Below are 17,934 nucleotides of genomic sequence, written 5' to 3' on the forward strand. Positions count from 1 at the left end.
CTGCCCGATGCCCGGCGCCGGGCCTTAGGACCACGCTGACCAGGCATGACACCAAGGACGACGAAGACAGCCCGGACGCGGGGACCCTGGGCGGTGTCCCGGGTCCTGCGCGACCGCGAAGCGGGCCTGTATCTGGCCGGGGTGGTGGTGTCCGGCTTCGGCACCTCGGCGATGTGGCTGGTGTCCGGGGTGTGGGTGAAGGACCTCACCGGCTCGGACGGACTCGCGGCACTGTGCGTGCTCGCGCTGTGGGCGCCGACCCTGGCCGGCCCGGCGCTGGGTACCGTGGCGGACCGCGTGCGCCGCCGGCCGCTGCTGATCGCCACGAGCCTGCTGACGGCCGGCCTCCTGCTCACGCTGTTCGCCGTCGACTCACCGGACATGCTGTGGCTGCTGTTCGCGGTGCTGTTCGGGTACGGCGCGGCGGGCGTCGTCCACGACGCGGCCGAGGCGGCACTCGTCGCCGCCACCGTCGAGCCGCGGCTGCTCGGCGACTTCAACGGGCTGCGCACCACCGCCAACGAGGGCATGAAACTGGTGGCGCCACCGGCCGGCGCGGCCCTCTACACGGCGTACGGCGGCCCGGGCGTGGCCCTGCTGGACGCGGCGACGTTCGTGCTGGCCACGGGGGTGTACGCGGCCCTGCGGGTACGCGAGGCGCCGCCGCCCCGCCCCGCGGTGAACGGATGGCGGCAGGCGGCCGAGGGCGCCCGCCTGCTGTGGGGCCACCCCCGGCTGCGCCCGCTCGTCCTCGCCGGCGGCGCCACGATGCTGTGTGCCGGCGTCAACGGCGCCACGGTCTACGCCCTCGTGGACCGCCTCGGGCACTCCCCCACGTACGCGGGTGCGCTGTACGCCGTCCAGGGGGCCGGGTCCGTGGCGGTGGGCCTGCTGGCCGGGCCCGCGCTGCGGCGACTGGGCGGGCGCCGCTTCGCCGCCGCCGGGATCACCCTGCTCGCGGTGGCGGTCGCGGCGCGGGCGGTCCCGTACGACGCGGTGGCGCTGTTCTCCGGCGCGGCGATCGGCGCGGGGCTGCCCGCGGTGCTGATCGCCGCCCTGACCGCGGTCCAGCACGAGACGCCCGGACCGCTCCTGGGCCGGGTCACCGCGACGGCCACCTCGCTCGTCTTCGCCCCGAACGTCCTGGGCCTGGCGGCGGGAGCGGCCCTGGTGGAGCTGGTGCCCCTGCGGTTGCTGCTGCCCGCCCTGGGCATCGCCCTGATGGCAACGGCGGCGCTCATCGCCCGCCGCCCGCGGGAGAATCCCGGCCGCACGCCGCTGTGACGGCCCGGCGGGGCCGCCCACAGGCCGGGTGCCAAGCCACGGCGTCCGGCTCTGTCACCCCCGGTTCACCGCCCCGTGAGTGCCGACCGCACCCCCCTCAGGTCGGCGTCCGACGCCAGGCCCGCGTGGTACAGGCGCAGCTCCGTCGCGCCCCGGTCGGCGGCGTGGGACGCGTCCGCGGCGAGGGTGTCCGGGCTGCCGCCCATGCCGGAGACCACGGTGAGGTTGGCGGCGAGGACCGCACCGGCGCGGTTCTGCTCGGCGAAGGGCGTCAGCAGGGCCGCGCCGCCCGTGCAGGGCACGACCACGCCGTCCGCGACGGACAGGATGTGGGCGGGGTCGACGCCGGCGTTGGCGCCGCAGTGGTAGGACACGGGGTCGGCGTGGAGCAGGACCTCGAAGTCCGGGGGCGCCACGGCGCGCACGGCCGCGACCGCAGTCTCCTGGAGCGTGCGGGCGGTCTCGTCCCGCCACGCGCGCGTGGCGTTCGCCGGCGCCTCGCCGAGGAGCTTCTCGACGCCCGCCCAGCCCCCGTCCGAGGGCGCCGTCCCCCGCCACACCGGCTCCAGCGCGGTGCGCACGGCGGCGGCCAGTTCGTCGGCGTCGAGGCCCCGACCGCCGTATCCGCCCCGGCAGTCCGGGCAGAAGCAGAGCGACATCAGGTACTGCCCGGCGTCCCCGAGGGCGACCCCGCCGGTCTTGTCGTGGGCGTGCAGGTGGGCGAGCCCGTACCAGCCGAGGGACTCCAGTTCGGTGCCGCGCGCTCCGGACCGCACCGCCGCCTCGGCGGCCAGGTCGGTGAGGTACGCGCGCGTGGCGGGCTGCGCGATGCACGGCGCCCAGGGGTAGCGGTCGCCGTAGGCGTTGACGACGGAGGTGTGCGGGTGCTCCGCGCCGAGGCGGGAGTTGTGGGCCAGGACGACCCACGTGCTCACCTCCAGGCCCGCCCGCGCGAGGGCGTCGGCGGCCTCGCCCCAGGCGTCTCCGGGCGCCCAGTCACCGGCCTGGTACGGGCGCGGCACGCGGCCCTCCCAGCGGGCGGCGTCCGGCGGGTAGAGCACGGCGGAGTGCTCGGCGGTGACGACGCGGTGGCGGGGGTGACGGGGGGTGAGCGCGCGGGTCGAGTGGTACGCGGAGGCGAGCGTCACCTGGGACACGCCGAGGTCCGCCACGCGCGCGGGGGCTTCCGGGTCGCCGTTGACGTCCCACGGGTAGACGAACGCCGACGCCTTCACTTGCCCTCCCCCGCGACGGGCTCCGCGTCGAGCAGCGCGTAACCCCGCTCGATGATCCGGGCGAGCTGCTTCACGTGGTCCTCGGCCGGCTCCTGCAACGGCGTCCGCACCTCCCCCACGTCCAGGCCGCGCAGCCGTACGCCCGCCTTGACCAGGGCGACGGCGTACCCGCGGCCCTGGGCACGCAGTTCGACGAAGGGCCGGTAGAAGCCGTCGAGCAGACGGTGCACGAGCGCGTCGTCGCCGGTGCGCAGCGCCCGGTGGAAGGCGAGGGCGATCTCGGGCGCGAAGCAGAACGCGGCGGAGGAGTACAGGGTGACGCCGAGCGCGCGGTAGGCGAGCTGGGTCTGCTCGGCGGTCGGCAGGCCGTTGAAGTACAGGAAGTCGCCGCCGGGCAGCGCGGTGCGCACGGCACTGATGATGCGCTGCACCAGGTCGAGGTCGCCGAGCCCGTCCTTGAGGCCGACGATCCCGTCCGTGCGGGCCAGTTCGACCACGCTCTCCGGGGTGAAGACGGCGTTGTCCCGCTGGTAGACGATCACGGGCAGGGAGGTCGCGGCGGCCACCTCCCGGTAGTGCCGCACCAGCCCCTCCTGTCCGGCGACCACCAGGTAGGGCGGCATGGCGAGCAGTCCGTCGGCGCCGGCCGCCTCGGCGAGGCGGGCGTGGCGCACGGCGAGGGCGGTGCCGTAGCCCGCGCCCGCCACCACGGGCACCCGTCCCGCCGTCTCCTCGACCGCCGCGCGGACGCAGACCTCGAACTCCTCGGGCGTGAGGGCGTGGAACTCGCCGGTGCCGCAGCAGGCGAACACGGCGGCGGCCCCGGCCTCGACCCCCTGGCGCACATGGGTGCGGTAGGCGTCGAGGTCGAGGCCGCCGTCGGGGCCGAACGCCGTGACGGGGAAGAACAGCGGCCCGCTGGGGGCCGTGATCCGTTCGGCGAGAGGGGCTGAGGTCACGGGCGCTCCCCATTCTCATACTCATGATTCGCGTCTATATTTCTGAACGCGACCACGCTAAGCCGCCCCGTGTGCACCGTCAAGCAGGGCGCCCTCTTGACGGCCCACGACCCATTCCTTAGCGTGTCCACGCATATGAACGCCAGGCACGCACCCGCACGACTGCCGCCGCAGCAGACCTAGGAGTCCCGAGGATGCCCGCTCCCCGCACCGTCCTGCTCACCGGCGCCGCCGGCGGCCTCGGCACCCTGATGCGGGACCTGCTCCCCGCCCACGGCTACGCACTGCGCCCGCTCGACCTGCGCCCCGTCGAGGGCGAGCCGGACGCGATCGTCGCCGACCTCGCCGACCGGGACGCGCTGCGCGAGGCGGTCCGCGGCGTCGACGCGATCATCCACCTCGCGGGCATCTCCCTGGAAGCCCCCTTCGAGAAGATCCTCAAGGCGAACATCGAGGGCACGTACAACCTGTACGAGGCCGCCCGCGAGGAAGGTGTCCGCCGCGTCGTCTTCGCCTCCTCCAACCACGCCGTCGGCCACACCCCGCGCCCCCGCGGCGACGACCCCCTCATCCCGGTCGACACGCCGCGCCGGCCGGACACCTTCTACGGCCTGTCCAAGTGCTTCGGCGAGGACCTGGCGCAGCTCTACTGGGACAAGCACGGCATCGAGACCGTCTCCGTCCGCATCGGCTCCTGCTTCCCCGAGCCGACCAGCGTGCGCATGCTCTCGGTGTGGATGAGCCCCGCGGACGGCGCCCGCCTCTTCCACGCCGCCCTCACCGCAGAGAACGTCGGGCACACCGTCGTCCACGGCTCCTCGGCCAACACCCGCCTGTGGTGGGACCTCACCTCCGCGCGGGCGCTCGGCTACGAGCCGCAGGACGACTCCGAGCCGTACGCCGGCAAACTCGTCGCGGAACAGGGCGCGCTCGACCCGGACAACCCGGCACACGCGTACCTGGGCGGCCACTTCGTGACCGACCCCCCGATCTGGCCGTACTGACCGGAACACGACCCCACGAGAAGCGGACGGGCACCGAACGGGCCCGTCCGCTTCCGCATGCGGGCATCCGCACTGCCCGTTCTCACCCCCTCCCGTGCTGCGCCCCAGGTCCGAGACGGGCAGCCGACGCCGGAAACGGGCCCACACGGGCAGCATCGGGTCCGCAACAGACCTGGTCAGTGCCGCTCGACCGCTGTAGAACTTCCCCCACGGGCCCGAACGGGCAACGACACGGCGACGAGGCGGTGAGGCAGGTGTTCGGCATGGGCACGAGGACGGCGGAAGAGCGGCAGCGCGAGATCGTGCGGATCGCCCGCGCCACCGGTTCGGTCGACGTCACCGCGCTCGCCTCCGAGCTGGGCGTCGCCAAGGAGACCGTACGCCGGGACCTGCGCGCGCTGGAGGACCACGGCCTGGTCCGCCGCACCCACGGCGGCGCCTATCCGGTGGAGAGCGCCGGATTCGAGACCACGCTCGCCTTCCGCGCCACCAGCCACGTGCCCGAGAAGCGCCGGATCGCCTCCGCCGCCGCCGAGCTGCTGGGCGACGCGGAGACCGTCTTCGTGGACGAGGGCTTCACCCCCCAGCTGATCGCCGAGGCCCTGCCCCGGGACCGGCCGCTGACCGTGGTCACCGCGTCCCTCCCGGTCGCCGGCGCCCTCGCCGAGGCCGACGACACCTCCGTCCTGCTGCTCGGCGGCCGGGTCCGTCCGGGCACCCTGGCCACCGTCGACCACTGGACGACGAAGATGCTGGCCGGCTTCGTCGTCGACCTGGCGTACATCGGCGCCAACGGCATCTCCCGCGAGCACGGCCTCACCACCCCCGACCCCGCGGTCAGTGAGGTCAAGGCACAGGCCATCCGGGCCGCCCGCCGCACCGTGTTCGCCGGCGCGCACACCAAGTTCGGGGCGGTGAGCTTCTGCCGGTTCGCGGAGGTCGGCGCCCTGGAGGCGATCGTCACCAGCACGCTGCTGCCCACCGCCGAGGCACACCGCTACTCCCTGCTCGGACCGCAGGTCATCCGCGTCTGACACCCGACCCACTCCCCGCACGGCACACCCTCATGCTCATGGCACACCCATACCCCTCAATGCCCCATACCTCCCCATATGTTCAGGAGCGATCCATGCGAACCCAGAGCCGACGGAGGCCGCGAGCCACGCTCGCCATGGCCGCCGCAGGGACGCTGCTCGCCCCGCTGCTCACCGGCTGCTGGGTCGGGGCGGGCGGCGCCGGATCCGGCGGCAACGCCATCAACGTCCTGATGGTCAACAACCCGCAGATGGTCGAGCTGCAGAAACTCACCGCCGACCACTTCACCAAGGAGACCGGCATCAAGGTGAACTTCACCGTGCTGCCGGAGAACGACGTCCGCGACAAGATCAGCCAGGACTTCGCCAACCAGGCCGGCCAGTACGACGCCGCCACCCTCTCCAACTACGAGATACCGATCTACGCCCGCAACGAGTGGCTGCAGCCGATGGACCCCTACGTCGCCGAGGACCCGGCGTACGACGAGAAGGACATCCTCGGCCCGATGCGCGAGTCCCTCACCGGCGACGACGGCAAGCTCTACGGCCAGCCCTTCTACGGCGAGTCGTCCTTCCTGATGTACCGCAAGGACGTGTTCGCCCAAGAGGGCCTGAAGATGCCCGAGCACCCCACCTGGACCGAGATCGCCGGCCTCGCGGCCCAGTTGGACGGCGCCGAGCCCGGCATGAAGGGGATCTGCCTGCGCGGGCTGCCCGGCTGGGGCGAGCTGATGGCCCCCCTGACGACGGTCGTGAACACCTTCGGCGGCACCTGGTTCGACAAGGACTGGCAGGCCCGCCTGGACTCGCCCGAGTGGGAGAAGGCGACGAAGTTCTACGTCGACCTCGTCCGCGAACACGGCCAGTCCGGCGCCGCCCAGTCCGGATTCGCCGAGTGCCTCAACAACATGACGCAGGGCAAGGTCGCCATGTGGTACGACGCCACCTCCGCGGCCGGGTCCCTGGACGCCGCCAAGTCGCCGGTCAAGGGCAAGGTCGGCTATGCGCCGGCCCCGGTCGAGAAGACGGACTCCTCCGGCTGGCTCTACACCTGGGCCTGGGGCATCCAGAAGGCCTCCCGCAACACCGACAAGGCCTGGAAGTTCGTCTCCTGGGCGTCCAGCAAGGAGTACGAGCAGCTCGTCGGCAAGGAGATCGGCTGGTCCAACGTCCCGGCCGGCAAGCGCGCCTCGACGTACGAGAACCCGGCCTACGTCAAGGAGGCCGCTGCCTTCCAGGAGATGACCAAGGAGGCCATCGAGGGCGCCAAGCCCAACGACCCCGGCGTCCAGCCGCGGCCCGCGCCCGGCATCCAGTTCGTCGGCATCCCCGAGTTCACCGACCTCGGCACCAAGGTCTCCCAGGAGATCAGCGCGGCCGTCGCCGGACGCCAGTCCGTCGACGAGGCCCTGAAGAAGTCCCAGCAGCTCGCCGAGAAGATCTCCGAGGAGTACGAGGGACGATGACCGCCACGACCACGGCCCCCTCGGCCGCCCCCGACCAGACCCGCCCCACCGTCCGCCCGCCGTCCTCCCGGCTGCGCGCCTGGGCCACCCGCGCCCCCCTCCTCCCCGCCCTGATCTTCATGATCGCGGTCACCCAGCTGCCCTTCGTGGCGACCCTGGTGATCTCCTTCTTCGACTGGAACTCCCTCTATCCGGACGCCCGGCACTTCACCGGCTTCGCCAACTACGGCGACGTCCTCGGCGACCCGGACCTGCGCCAGTCGGTGTGGACGACGATCCTGCTGACGGTGGCGGTGGTCCTGGCCAGCCTGGTGCTCGGCCTGGCCCTCGCCCTGCTGCTCGACCGGAGGTTCAAGGGCCGGGGCGTGGTCCGCACCCTGCTGATCGCCCCGTTCCTGGTGGTCCCGGTGGCGGCGGCGCTGCTCTGGAAGCACGTCCTCTACAACCCCGAGTACGGCCTGCTCAACGGGTTGCTGCACTACGTGGGCGGCCCGCAGCCGGACTGGATCTCCAACACCCCGCTGCTCGCGGTCGAGCTGTCACTGGTGTGGCAGTGGACGCCCTTCATGATGCTCATCCTGCTGGCCGGCCTGCAGAGCCGCGACCAGCAGCAGATCGAGGCGGCCCGGGTGGACGGCGCGGGCGACTGGCAGATCTTCGTCCACCTCACCCTCCCCCACCTGCGCCGCTACCTGGAGCTGGGCGCCCTGCTCGGCTCGATCTACATCGTCCAGAACTTCGACGCCGTCTTCACCATCACCTCCGGCGGCCTGGGCACGGCCAACCTGCCCTACACCGTCTACCAGAGCTTCTACCAGGCCCACGAGAACGGCCTCGCCTCGGCCGCGGGCGTCCTGGTCGTCATCGGCTCGATCATCATCGCCACCTTCGCACTGCGCGTGGTGTCGTCCCTGTTCCGCGAGGAGGCCGGCCGCGCATGAACGCCACCGCCGTACGACCCGCCACCACCACCGCCAAGCCGGCACGGACCCGCCGCAAGGCCGGCGCCGGACTGGGCCTGGTGGCCTGGCTGGCCGGCATCGTCTTCTTCCTGCCCATCGCGTGGATGGCGCTGACCTCCTTCCACTCGGAGGCGGACGCGGCCACCAACCCGCCGTCCTTCGCCGCGTCGCTCACGCTGGACGGCTACCGCGAGTTCTTCGGCGCGGGCGGCGGCGCCAGCCCCTGGCCCGCGCTGATCAACTCGGCGGTGGCGTCGGTCGCGTCGACCCTCTTCGTCCTGGTCCTGGCCCTGCCCGCCGCGTACGCCCTGTCCATCCGCCCGGTGAAGAAGTGGACGGACGTCCTGTTCTTCTTCCTGTCCACCAAGATGCTGCCGGTGGTGGCGGGCCTGCTGCCGATCTACCTGTTCGCCAAGAACACCGACATGCTGGACAACATCTGGCTGCTGGTCATCCTCTACACGTCGATGAACCTGCCGATCGCGGTCTGGATGATGCAGTCCTTCCTAGCCGAGGTCCCGGTCGCGATCATCGAGGCGGCCCGGGTGGACGGCGCGAAGCTGCCCACGATCCTGGTCCGCGTGGTCGCCCCGATCGCCCTGCCGGGCATCGCCGCCACCTCCCTCATCTGCTTCATCTTCAGCTGGAACGAACTGCTCTTCGCCCGGGTGCTGACGGGCGTGGTCGCCGAGACCGCCCCCGTCTTCCTGACCGGCTTCATCACCAGCCAGGGCCTCTTCCTGGCCAAGGTGTGCGCCGCGTCGCTCGTCATCTCCCTGCCGGTGCTCGCCGCGGGGTTCGCCGCCCAGGACAAGCTGGTCCAGGGCCTGTCGTTGGGAGCCGTGAAATGAAGGCCGCCGTCATCGAGTCCGTGGGCCGCGCCGTCGTCACCGAGGTCCCGGACCCGACGCCAGGTCCCCGGGACGTCGTCGTCGAGGTCGCCGCCTGCGGCCTGTGCGGCACCGACCTGCACATCCTCCAGGGCGAGTTCGCGCCCAAGCTCCCCATCGTGCCCGGCCACGAGTTCGCCGGCGAGGTGGTCGGCGTCGGCGCCCAGGTCACGGAGGTGTCCGTCGGCGACCAGGTGGCGGTCGACCCCTCCCTGTACTGCTTCGAGTGCCGCTACTGCCGCAACGGCCACAACAACCTCTGCGAACGCTGGGCCGCCATCGGCGTCACGACGGCGGGCGGCGCGGCGCAGTACGCGGTGGCCCCCGTGGCGAACTGCGTGAAGCTCCCCGAGCACGTCCGCACCCAGGACGCGGCCCTGATCGAACCGCTGTCCTGCGCGGTCCGCGGTTACGACGTCCTACAGTCCCGCCTCGGCGCCCACGTCCTGATCTACGGCTCCGGCACGATGGGTCTGATGATGCTGGAGCTGGCCAAGCGGACCGGCGCGGCCAGCGTCGACATGGTCGACCTCAACCCGGCGCGCCTGGAGACGGCCCGCGGTCTCGGCGTCACGGGGTCGGCCGCGACGCCCGACGAACTGGACCGCCCCCAGGGCTGGGACCTCGTCATCGACGCCACGGGCAACGCGGCGGCGATCCAGGACGGCCTGGACCGCGTCGCCAAGGCGGGCACGTTCCTCCAGTTCGGCGTCGCCGACTACGCGACCCGCGTGCAGATCGACCCGTACCGCGTCTACAACCAGGAGATCACCATCACCGGCTCGATGGCCGTTCTGCACAGCTACGAGCGCGCCGCCGAACTCTTCGCGAACGGCGTCCTGGACCCCGACGTCTTCATCAGCGACCGCATCGAGCTGGACCGCTACCCGCAGGCGCTGGAGCAGTTCGCCGCGGGAGTGGGACGGAAGATCGTGGTCGTGCCGTAGGCGTTCTCGTCGGGGCGGCGGGGGCGGAAACCCGGTGGGCCGCGCCGCCCCGCCCCCGTACAGTCCCCCCATGCCCAGACCCCACGGCTTCGCCTACACCGCCACAGCGGCCGGCACCGTCCACATCACCCACCACGACAAGCCCGCCAGCACCCTGGGCGGCCCCCGCGCCGCCCGCTTCCTCCAAGAGGTCACCGCGGGCGATCCCCAGTTGGTCATGGCCCGCTGGACGGGAAACTACAAGCGCGGCAACGAACGCACGGCCCGCGACCACCCCCGCAACCGCCGCTGACCCGATTGGCCGCCGGGTAAGGGAACGGTAAAACGCGCTCGCTCGTTCACCCGGCATGACAGCTATGACCCCCGGCTCGAACATCCCCCTCTCCGCCGCCCGCGTGACGGTGGACGTCGCCGCTCCCGTGCGGCTCGACGTATCGGGCCTGCTGCTCACCGCCGACGGCAAGGTGCGCTCCGACGACGACTTCATCTTCTACAACCAGCCCACCGGCCAGGGCGTGACCTACCGCTCCGGCGGCGGCACCGCCCCGGACGCGATCGTGGTCGACACCGCCGCCGTCCCGCCGGGCATCGAGAAGATCGTCGTCACCGCGAGCCCGGACGCCGCGGGCCAGACCTTCCAGGGCATCGAACCGACCGCCACCATCCGCAACGCGGACGACCAGTCCGTCCTCGCCACCTTCACGCCCCCGCAACTCGCCGCCGAGACCGCGCTGGTCATCGTGGAGGTCTACCTGCGCAACGGCGCCTGGAAGGCCCGCGCGGTCGGCCAGGGCTACGCCAACGGCCTGGCCGGCATCGCCACCGACTTCGGCGTCACGGTGGAGGAGCCCGCCCCGGCCGCTCCCCCGGCCCAGCCCCAAGCGGCCACCCCGCCGCCCCCGCCCGCCGCCGCGCCCACGATGCCCGCCGCTCCGCCCGCGGCACCGCCGGCCCCGCCCACCCCCGCCCCGGGCGCCGGGAAGATCAACCTGGACAAGGGCCGGGTCAGCCTCCAGAAGAACCAGACCGTGTCCCTCGTCAAGGGCGGCCGGCCGGTGCTCTCGCAGGTCAAGATGGGTCTCGGCTGGGAGCCGGCGTACCGCGGCAAGGACATCGACCTGGACGCGTCCGTCATCGCCTACGGCCCGCAGCGCAACCACATCGACAGCTGCTACTTCGGCAAGCTCTCCATCGTGAACGGCGCGATCAAGCACTCCGGCGACAACCTGACCGGTGAGGGCGGCGGCGACGACGAGGTGATCGTCGTCGACCTCGGCCGGCTCCCGCAGGAGGTCAGCGGCCTGGTCTTCACGGTGAACTCCTTCTCCGGCCAGAAGTTCACGGAGGTCGCCAAGGCCTACTGCCGCCTCATCGACGCCGCGAGCGGCGAGGAGCTGGTCCGCTTCGACCTCACCAGCGCCGAACCGCAGACCGGCGTGATGATGGCGAAGCTGATCCGCCAGTACTCCGGCGAGTGGGAGATGACCGCCATGGGCGACTTCGTCAAGTCCCGCACGGTGCGGGGCATGGTGAAGCCGGCCGGCCAGGCGCTGTAGCGGCACGGGGGCGCCCGTCCGCGGGGCGCCCCCTACCGCCGTGTCAGCCCCTCCATGAGCAGCGACAGATACCGCCGGACGGCCGTGCCGCCGTCCTCCCCACCCGCGGCCTCGGCCGCCGTCACCACGCCGTGCACCAGCCGCAGCACCTCGACCGGCTCGACGTCCCGGCGCAGCGTCCCCGCCTCCTGCGCCGCGCGCACCAGCCGGTCCGCCGCGCCCCGCACGCACTCACCGCACGCCGTGTCCACGGCCGTGCCGAGCAACGCCTTCATCCCGCGGACCTGGATCATCCCGACGCCGAGTTCGGTCAGCCACGCCGGCAACGCCTCGCCCGGCGCGCGCTCGGCGGCGATCGGGTCCGCCCGCGCCGCGATCGCCTCGATCCGGTCGAGATAGGCGGCCTCCAGCAACGCCTGCCGCGTCGGGAAGTGCCGGTACAGGGTCCCGACCCCCACCCCCGCACGCCGGGCGATGTCGTCCAGGGAGGCACCCTCACCACGCTCGGCGAACGCCTCCGCCGCCACCGCGAGCAACCGCTCACGATTCCGCCGGGCATCCGCCCGCATGGGCCTGACCTGCGCCATCCCTTTACTCCCTGGCCGGTGGTGCCCCCTGCGGGGTGCCTCCTGCGGCCAGCCTACCCATGGAGTGGTTCCGTCCGTCCGTCCTACTTCCGCTGACGCTTCCAGGGCCCCGTGATCGCCAGCATGATGCCGGGCGTCTGGATGTTGGCGTACAGGGTGCGGCCGTCGGGGGAGAAGGTGACGCCGGTGAACTCGCTGTACGACGGGTCGTCCTCGTCGCCGATGTTCAGTTCGTTGCGGGCGATGGGGTAGGTGCGTCCGCTGTCGGTCGCGCCGAAGAGGTGCTGGACGCCCTCGCCGTCCTCGGCGATGACCAGGCCGCCGTACGGGGAGACGGTGATGTTGTCGGGGCCGTCGAAGGCGCCGTCGGCGGACGGGTCGGTGTTGACGCCGAGGAGGACCTTCAGCGTCAGGGTGCGGCGCTTGGGGTCGTAGAACCAGACCTGCCCGTCGTGCGGGCGGCCCGGGCTCTCGTCACGGGCGTAGGAGGAGACGACGTACGTGCCGCCGTCCGCCCACCACATGCCCTCCAGCTTGCGGGCGCGGGTGACCTCCCCGGCGGCGAACTGCTTGCGCACCGACGTGGTCCGCGCGTCGCGGTCGGGGACGTCGACCCAGTCGACGCCGTAGACCGTGCCGGTCCTGGTCGCCCGGGAGAGGTCGTCGACGAACTTGCCGCCGGAGTCGAAGCACTTGAAGGCCTGGAGGACCCCGGCGTCGTCGGCGAGGCCGCGCAGCCGCCCCCGGCCGTGCCGGAAGTGCTCCGGCGGGGTCCAGCGGTAGAGCAGGCCGTTGGGGCCGGAGGCGTCCTCGGTGAGGTAGGCGTGGCCGCGCCTGGGGTCGATGACGACGGCCTCGTGGGCGTAGCGGCCGAACGCCTTGACCGGCTTGGGGTTCCGGTTGGCGCGCCGGTCCTCGGGGTCGACCTCGAAGACGTAGCCGTGGTCCTTGGTCATCCCCTCCTCGCCGGCCCTGTCCTCGGTCTCCTCGCCGGTCAGCCAGGTGCCCCACGGGGTGCTGCCGCCGGCGCAGTTGGTGGCGGTGCCCGCGATGCCGACCCATTCGGCGACGTGTCCGCCGCGCCGGACCTCGACGACGGTGCAGCCGCCGGCGGCGGCCGGGTCGTAGACGAGGCCCTCGGTGAGCGGGACGGGGTGCGGCCAGTCGTCGCGGTGGCCGCCGAGTTCGTGGTTGTTGACGAGGAGCGTGGTGCCGCGCGGGCCGTCGAAGGCGGCCGTGCCGTCGTGGTTGGACGGGGTGTACTCGCCGGTCTCCAGCCGGGTCCGCCCGGAGTAGGTGATGATCTCGTAGCGGAAGCCGGCGGGCAGCGCGAGGATGCCGTCGGGGTCGGGGATCAGCGGCCCGTAGCCGACGCCGCCGTGGTGGTGGTCGTGCCCGCTGCCGTGCTCGTCGGGCGCGCTCTCGGCCTCCGTGAACGCGAGGGCGTTCGGGGCGGTGGCGAGGGCGCCGACGCTGCCCGCCAGTGCCACTCCGGCGCCGGTGAGCGCGGATCGACTGGTGAAGTCCCTGCGGGTGAGCGACATGGTGTCTCCTGTGACGGTGGGCGTGCCGTGGAGGGTGGCGGACCTCGGTCCGGCGTCACGGTTCCGCCCGTGACTGAACAGGGATCCCGCCCGTCACTGAACGGGAGTTGAACTGGCGGAGACCTCTCCCCGCACACCCGCGCCGTGCCGCTCAGCCGCCCTGCTGCGACCGCGCCTTGAACGCCGCCTTGCGGGCCTCCTTGGCGATCTTCTTGTCGGGGTGCAGCCGCCCCATCGCCTCCAGGACGTCCGGTGTGGCGGGGTGCTCGACCCGCCAGGCCGTGTCGAAGAACCCGCTGTGCTGCCGGGCCAGGCCCTCCACCAGGGCCCGCAGTTCCTCGGAGTTGCCCTCGGCCGCGAGCTGTGCGGCGAGGGTGTCGATGGTCAGCCAGAAGACCATCTCCTGCGGCGGCGCCGGCACGTCCCGCGCACCGTGCTCGGTGAGCCACACCCGGGCGAGGCCGCCCAGTTCGGCGTCGTCGAGGACCTCGCGCAGCGCGGGTTCGGCCTCCTTGCCGACGAGCGAGAGTGCCTGCTGGCAGCGGAGCCGGCGCAGCGGTGCGCCGGGGTCGGAACCGCGGGCCGCGGCGAGCAGTTCGCGGGCGGCGTCGAGCGGGCTCCGCCCGGCCAGCCACAGCTCGGTCTCGGCGTGTGCGGCGGCCGGCGGGAAGGGCGCGGTGCCGTCGAGGAGCGCGTCGGCGCCCTTGTCGGCCAGGTCACCGACGGCGGGTGCGTCGAAGCCGGCGTCCAGCAGCCGGGCGCGCAGTCCGTACAGTCCGAGCGGGGTGAGCCGCACCATGCCGTAGCGGGCGACGTCGGTCTCGTCGACGGGTGCCGCGGGTTCCTCGTCGGCGTCGGCCATCAGGGCCTCGTCGACCGGCTGGTACTCGACGAGCCCGACCGGTTCCAGCAGCCGGAACTGGTCGTCCAGGCGCATCATCGCGTCCGACACCTGCTCCAGGACCTCGTTGCTGGGCTCGCCCATGTCGCTGGGCACGATCACGGAGGCGGCCAGCGCGGGCAGCGGCACCGGGGCCTCGCCGGGGCCGTCCTCGCCGACGGTGAGCAGGTAGAGGTTGCCGAGCACGCCGTCGAGGAACTCGGCCTCCGCCTCCGGGTCCCAGTCGAGGGAGGACAGGTCGACCTCGCCGCCCTCGGCCATGGCGTCGACCAGGTCGTCGAGGTCGGGGACGCTCGCGTCGGCGAGGACGGCCTCCAGGGCGGTGACCCACAGCCCGAGCACGTCCTGCGGCGAGCCGCCGGTCAGCAGGGCGAGGTCCTCGCCCGCGGCGACGGTGCCCGCCTCCTCGTCGGTGATCTCGACGAGCCCGGTGTCGACGGCGATCCGCCATGCCTCGCTCGCGTACGCCGCGGCGTCGTCGCCGGTCAGTCCGAGCTGCTCGGCGGCGGCCGGCAGCTGTTCCTCGACGAGTCCGCCCCCGGCGTCGACGCGGGTGTCCGCCCCGGCCCAGCGGGCCAGCCGCGCGGCCCGGGCGAGGACCGGCGTGGACAGTGCCTCGCGGGCCAGCTCCGCTTCGGTGCGCAGCCGTGCGGGCGGCAGGGTGGAGCTGTCTGACATCGGCTGTTTCTCCTCGCGCGCCTTGGCCGCCGTACGGCCGAATCCGGATGCCGTACGGCTCGACGGCCCAGCCTAGACGGGTTTCCACCCATGCCGCCCGGTTCATCTCCCCGTCGGACGGCGTACATGGCCGAAACCTTGACAACTCGCGTGGCCAGGCACGAGATTGACGCGCGTAGAAAGCGAGGGGAGAGCGGGGGGACACGTGTGTGACGCGGGTCCGTGCGCCCTGTGGCCCTCCGCCGTCCACCCTCGTCCCGGCGCCACGTCACGTCCCCGGAGGGATCCCGTTGGCCAGCAAGTCCTCCACGCGCCTCGCCGCGCTCACCGTCGCCGCAGTGTGCTCGGCGGCGTCCACCGTCGTCCTCACCTCGCCCGCGCGGGCCGGCTCCGCGTCCGAAGGCCCGGTGCGGGTCCACGACATCCAGGGCACCACCCGTCTGTCGCCGTACGCGGGCCGGCAGGTCACGGACGTGGCCGGAATCGTCACCGCCGTCCGCGGCTACGGCTCCTCCAAGGGGTTCTGGATCCAGGATCCGCGGCCCGACGCCGACCCGGCCACCAGCGAGGGCGTCTTCGTCTTCACGAACGCGGCCCCGGCGGTCACCGTCGGTGACGCGGTCACCGTCTCGGGCACGGTCTCCGAGTACGTCCCGGGCGGCACGTCCTCGGGCAACCAGTCGCTGACGGAGATCACCCGTCCGACGGTCACCGTCGTCTCCGGCGGCAACGCGCTCCCCGCGGCGACGACCCTCTCCGCCCGCTCCGTGCCGCGCGCGTACGCCCCCGAGGGCGACCCGGCGGCGGACGGGTCCGTCAACGGCCTGCGGCTGCGCCCCGACCGGTACGCCCTGGACCGCTACGAGTCGCTGGAGGGCATGACCGTCCGGGTCGCCGACGCCCGGGTGGTCGGCGCCTCCGACCCGTACACCGAGCTGTGGGTCACGGTGAAGCCCCGGGAGAACCGGAACCACCGCGGCGGCGCCGTCTACGGCTCCTACGACGCCCAGAACACCGGCCGGCTCCAGATCCAGTCGCTCGGCAAGCCGGCCGACTTCCCCGACGCCAACGTGGGCGACACCCTCGCCGGCACCACCGCGGGGCCGCTCGACTACAACCAGTACGGCGGCTACACGCTGGTGGCGAGCGAGATCGGCGCCCTGGAGAGCGGGGGCACCGAGCGGGAGTCGACCCGCCCGCAGAGCGGCCGGGAACTGGCGGTGGCGACGTACAACGTCGAGAACCTCGACCCGTCGGACGACACCTTCGCCGCGCACGCCGACGCGATCGTGCACAACCTGCAGTCGCCCGACATCGTGTCCCTGGAGGAGATCCAGGACAACAACGGCGCCACGGACGACGGCACGGTGGCCGCCGACGCGACGGTCGGCAGGCTGATCGACGCGATCGCCGCGGCCGGCGGCCCGCGCTACGAGTGGCGGGGCATCGACCCGGCCGACAAGGCGGACGGCGGCGAGCCCGGTGGCAACATCCGCCAGGCCTTCCTGTTCAACCCCGAGCGGGTCTCGTTCACGGACCGCGCGGGCGGCGACGCGACCACCGCGACGGGCGTGCGCAGGGTGCGCGGCGAGGCCGAGCTGACGTACTCCCCGGGTCGTGTCGATCCGGCGAACCCGGCCTGGGAGAACAGCCGCAAGCCGCTGGCCGGCGAGTTCGTCTTCCGCGGCCGCACCGTCTTCGTCATCGCCAACCACTTCAACTCCAAGGGCGGCGACCAGGGCCTGACGGCGCAGTACCAGCCGCCGTCGCGCTCCTCGGAGACCCAGCGCCACCTCCAGGCGAAGGCCGTGAACACCTTCGTCAAGGACATCCTCGCCGCGCAGCAAAACGCCGACGTCGTCGCGCTGGGCGACATCAACGACTTCGAGTTCTCGAAGACCGCGCGCATCCTGGAGGACGGCGGCGCCCTGTGGTCGGCGGTCAAGTCGCTGCCGAGGAGCGAGCGTTACTCGTACGTCTACCAGGGCAACAGCCAGGTCCTCGACCAGATCCTGGTCAGCCCGTCGATCCGGTGGGCAGGGCGGCTGTCGTACGACAGCGTGCACGTGAACGCCGAGTTCCACGACCAGGTCAGCGACCACGACCCGCAAGTGCTGCGGTTCCGACCGTGACCTGAGCCGTGGTGGGGCGGGCTCAGCGGGGTGCGAGGCCGAGGGCGTGGTCGTAGCGGGCGACCGTACTGCTCTTCAGGCCCGGCCAGTTCTGGACCCGCCGCCACGCGGCCGTCGCCGAGCCGATCCCCTCGCCGGGTGCGTCGAGGGCGTCCATGTGGGCCTGGGCGCTCTCCCACTCCGCGTAGTTCAGGACGCGGGTGCCGTCGGTGCTGAGGTGGAAGTGGGCGGAGATACCGCCGGGGTGCTGCTCCGGTTCGCTCTCCAGTGCCTCGAAGACGGCGTCGACCCAGGCGCGCTGGCGGCCGGGGTCGGGACTCTCGAACTCGACGTCGACGATCACGACGCACCCCGGGACGGGCGCGGTCCCGCTCTCGCGGGTGCCGCTGCGGTAGCGCCGGTACCGGCCGAGGCCGAGCCGCTCGATGCCCGGCACGGCGGTGTCGATCTCGTCGACGCGCTCCTGGCGGTGGGTCTTCACGAAGGCCTCGTAGGCCTGCTCGCTCGCCCACTGCGAGTGGTGGAGCAGCGTGCCGCCGTCGTGGCCGGTGTAGACGTGGTAGCCGAGCAGGCCGCCGGCGGGCCACGGTCGGCGCTCCCAGGTGCGGGCGACGGCGTCGACGGTGAGGCGCTGCCGTTCGGGGGTGCCCACCCGCCAGGTGCTGAAGAAGGGCGCCTGGACCTCGGGACGGTCGAGTACGGGGTGTGCGTCGGTACGGCGGGTCATGCCGGCCTCCACTGCTCGGTGGTCGTCG

At 72.8% G+C, this 17,934-nt stretch carries 16 protein-coding genes; 10 read left to right on the forward strand and 6 right to left on the reverse strand.

The features are described 5' to 3' along the window. Positions 1-45 precede the first annotated feature (45 nt). The gene (locus OIE75_RS08765; protein WP_329470239.1) at positions 46-1,284 is read left to right on the forward strand and encodes an MFS transporter; all 1,239 of its coding nucleotides are present in this window, start codon (positions 46-48) and stop codon (positions 1,282-1,284) included. 65 nt (positions 1,285-1,349) lie between these two features. Here OIE75_RS08765 and OIE75_RS08770 read toward each other — a convergent pair whose 3' ends face one another. Next, positions 1,350-2,519: a hypothetical protein gene (locus tag OIE75_RS08770; RefSeq protein WP_329470240.1), complete on the reverse strand. Its 1,170-nt coding sequence runs from the start codon at positions 2,517-2,519 to the stop codon at positions 1,350-1,352. Beyond that, complete coding sequence (locus tag OIE75_RS08775) at positions 2,516-3,478, reverse strand: 5-dehydro-4-deoxyglucarate dehydratase (RefSeq protein ID WP_329470242.1); 963 nt, start codon at positions 3,476-3,478, stop codon at positions 2,516-2,518. The genes OIE75_RS08770 and OIE75_RS08775 overlap by 4 nt, the downstream gene beginning before the upstream one ends. A 194-nt stretch (positions 3,479-3,672) precedes the next feature. Here OIE75_RS08775 and OIE75_RS08780 point away from each other — a divergent pair, with 194 nt between their 5' ends. The 8 genes from OIE75_RS08780 (at position 3,673) to OIE75_RS08815 (ending at position 11,337) form a co-directional block, all read left to right on the forward strand. Continuing rightward, a complete protein-coding gene (locus tag OIE75_RS08780; RefSeq protein WP_307011128.1) occupies positions 3,673-4,482 on the forward strand; it encodes an NAD-dependent epimerase/dehydratase family protein in 810 nt (269 codons plus the stop codon). A gap of 263 nt (positions 4,483-4,745) precedes the next feature. Then, positions 4,746-5,516, forward strand: a complete 771-nt coding sequence (locus OIE75_RS08785; protein WP_307011129.1) for a DeoR/GlpR family DNA-binding transcription regulator — start codon at positions 4,746-4,748, stop codon at positions 5,514-5,516. A gap of 95 nt (positions 5,517-5,611) precedes the next feature. Further along, a complete protein-coding gene (locus OIE75_RS08790; RefSeq protein ID WP_307011131.1) occupies positions 5,612-6,982 on the forward strand; it encodes an ABC transporter substrate-binding protein in 1,371 nt (456 codons plus the stop codon). Beyond that, positions 6,979-7,923 carry a carbohydrate ABC transporter permease gene (locus tag OIE75_RS08795; protein ID WP_307011132.1) on the forward strand — a complete coding sequence of 315 codons (945 nt, stop codon included), beginning with the start codon at positions 6,979-6,981 and terminating at the stop codon, positions 7,921-7,923. The genes OIE75_RS08790 and OIE75_RS08795 overlap by 4 nt, the downstream gene beginning before the upstream one ends. After that, positions 7,920-8,795 (forward strand): carbohydrate ABC transporter permease, encoded by an 876-nt coding sequence (locus OIE75_RS08800; RefSeq protein WP_307011133.1) that lies wholly within the window; start codon positions 7,920-7,922, stop codon positions 8,793-8,795. Before OIE75_RS08795 ends, OIE75_RS08800 begins: the two co-directional genes overlap by 4 nt. Continuing rightward, the gene (locus tag OIE75_RS08805; protein WP_064727254.1) at positions 8,792-9,781 is read left to right on the forward strand and encodes a zinc-dependent alcohol dehydrogenase family protein; all 990 of its coding nucleotides are present in this window, start codon (positions 8,792-8,794) and stop codon (positions 9,779-9,781) included. Before OIE75_RS08800 ends, OIE75_RS08805 begins: the two co-directional genes overlap by 4 nt. Positions 9,782-9,851: 70 nt before the next feature. After that, positions 9,852-10,073 carry a hypothetical protein gene (locus OIE75_RS08810; protein WP_307011135.1) on the forward strand — a complete coding sequence of 74 codons (222 nt, stop codon included), beginning with the start codon at positions 9,852-9,854 and terminating at the stop codon, positions 10,071-10,073. Between the two features lie 64 nt (positions 10,074-10,137). Beyond that, positions 10,138-11,337 carry a TerD family protein gene (locus OIE75_RS08815; protein ID WP_329473951.1) on the forward strand — a complete coding sequence of 400 codons (1,200 nt, stop codon included), beginning with the start codon at positions 10,138-10,140 and terminating at the stop codon, positions 11,335-11,337. A gap of 32 nt (positions 11,338-11,369) precedes the next feature. On the opposite strand, the gene OIE75_RS08820 is transcribed toward OIE75_RS08815, so the two are convergent. From OIE75_RS08820 to OIE75_RS08830, 3 genes are all read right to left on the reverse strand, one after another. Next, complete coding sequence (locus OIE75_RS08820) at positions 11,370-11,924, reverse strand: TetR/AcrR family transcriptional regulator (protein ID WP_307011137.1); 555 nt, start codon at positions 11,922-11,924, stop codon at positions 11,370-11,372. An 83-nt stretch (positions 11,925-12,007) separates the two neighbouring features. Next, on the reverse strand, positions 12,008-13,468 hold the full coding sequence (locus tag OIE75_RS08825) for an alkaline phosphatase PhoX (protein ID WP_329470245.1): 1,461 nt from the start codon (positions 13,466-13,468) through the stop codon (positions 12,008-12,010). 151 nt (positions 13,469-13,619) lie between these two features. After that, the gene (locus tag OIE75_RS08830; RefSeq protein WP_307011139.1) at positions 13,620-15,047 is read right to left on the reverse strand and encodes a hypothetical protein; all 1,428 of its coding nucleotides are present in this window, start codon (positions 15,045-15,047) and stop codon (positions 13,620-13,622) included. 290 nt (positions 15,048-15,337) lie between these two features. Between OIE75_RS08830 and OIE75_RS08835 the strand changes: the two genes are divergently transcribed. Further along, positions 15,338-17,179, forward strand: a complete 1,842-nt coding sequence (locus OIE75_RS08835; RefSeq protein ID WP_329470246.1) for an endonuclease/exonuclease/phosphatase family protein — start codon at positions 15,338-15,340, stop codon at positions 17,177-17,179. Positions 17,180-17,201: 22 nt separating this feature from the next. Here the strand turns inward: OIE75_RS08835 and OIE75_RS08840 are convergent, their stop codons facing one another. After that, the gene (locus OIE75_RS08840) at positions 17,202-17,906 is read right to left on the reverse strand and encodes an antibiotic biosynthesis monooxygenase family protein (RefSeq protein ID WP_329470247.1); all 705 of its coding nucleotides are present in this window, start codon (positions 17,904-17,906) and stop codon (positions 17,202-17,204) included. Between the last annotated feature and the right edge of the window lie 28 nt (positions 17,907-17,934).

The organism is Streptomyces sp. NBC_01723, from assembly GCF_036246005.1.
Taxonomy (GTDB): domain Bacteria; phylum Actinomycetota; class Actinomycetes; order Streptomycetales; family Streptomycetaceae; genus Streptomyces.

Excerpts from the sequence above, each read along its gene's own strand:
- OIE75_RS08790 (WP_307011131.1), top strand. The coding sequence starts at position 5,612 with ATGCGAACCCAGAGCCGACGGAGGCCGCGAGCCACGCTCGCCATGGCC.
- OIE75_RS08795 (WP_307011132.1), top strand. The coding sequence starts at position 6,979 with ATGACCGCCACGACCACGGCCCCCTCGGCCGCCCCCGACCAGACCCGC.
- OIE75_RS08825 (WP_329470245.1), bottom strand. The coding sequence starts at position 13,468 with ATGTCGCTCACCCGCAGGGACTTCACCAGTCGATCCGCGCTCACCGGC.
- OIE75_RS08815 (WP_329473951.1), top strand. The coding sequence starts at position 10,138 with ATGACCCCCGGCTCGAACATCCCCCTCTCCGCCGCCCGCGTGACGGTG.
- OIE75_RS08830 (WP_307011139.1), bottom strand. The coding sequence starts at position 15,047 with ATGTCAGACAGCTCCACCCTGCCGCCCGCACGGCTGCGCACCGAAGCG.
- OIE75_RS08805 (WP_064727254.1), top strand. The coding sequence starts at position 8,792 with ATGAAGGCCGCCGTCATCGAGTCCGTGGGCCGCGCCGTCGTCACCGAG.
- OIE75_RS08765 (WP_329470239.1), top strand. The coding sequence starts at position 46 with ATGACACCAAGGACGACGAAGACAGCCCGGACGCGGGGACCCTGGGCG.
- OIE75_RS08820 (WP_307011137.1), bottom strand. The coding sequence starts at position 11,924 with ATGGCGCAGGTCAGGCCCATGCGGGCGGATGCCCGGCGGAATCGTGAG.
- OIE75_RS08785 (WP_307011129.1), top strand. The coding sequence starts at position 4,746 with ATGGGCACGAGGACGGCGGAAGAGCGGCAGCGCGAGATCGTGCGGATC.
- OIE75_RS08800 (WP_307011133.1), top strand. The coding sequence starts at position 7,920 with ATGAACGCCACCGCCGTACGACCCGCCACCACCACCGCCAAGCCGGCA.
- OIE75_RS08780 (WP_307011128.1), top strand. The coding sequence starts at position 3,673 with ATGCCCGCTCCCCGCACCGTCCTGCTCACCGGCGCCGCCGGCGGCCTC.
- OIE75_RS08840 (WP_329470247.1), bottom strand. The coding sequence starts at position 17,906 with ATGACCCGCCGTACCGACGCACACCCCGTACTCGACCGTCCCGAGGTC.
- OIE75_RS08810 (WP_307011135.1), top strand. The coding sequence starts at position 9,852 with ATGCCCAGACCCCACGGCTTCGCCTACACCGCCACAGCGGCCGGCACC.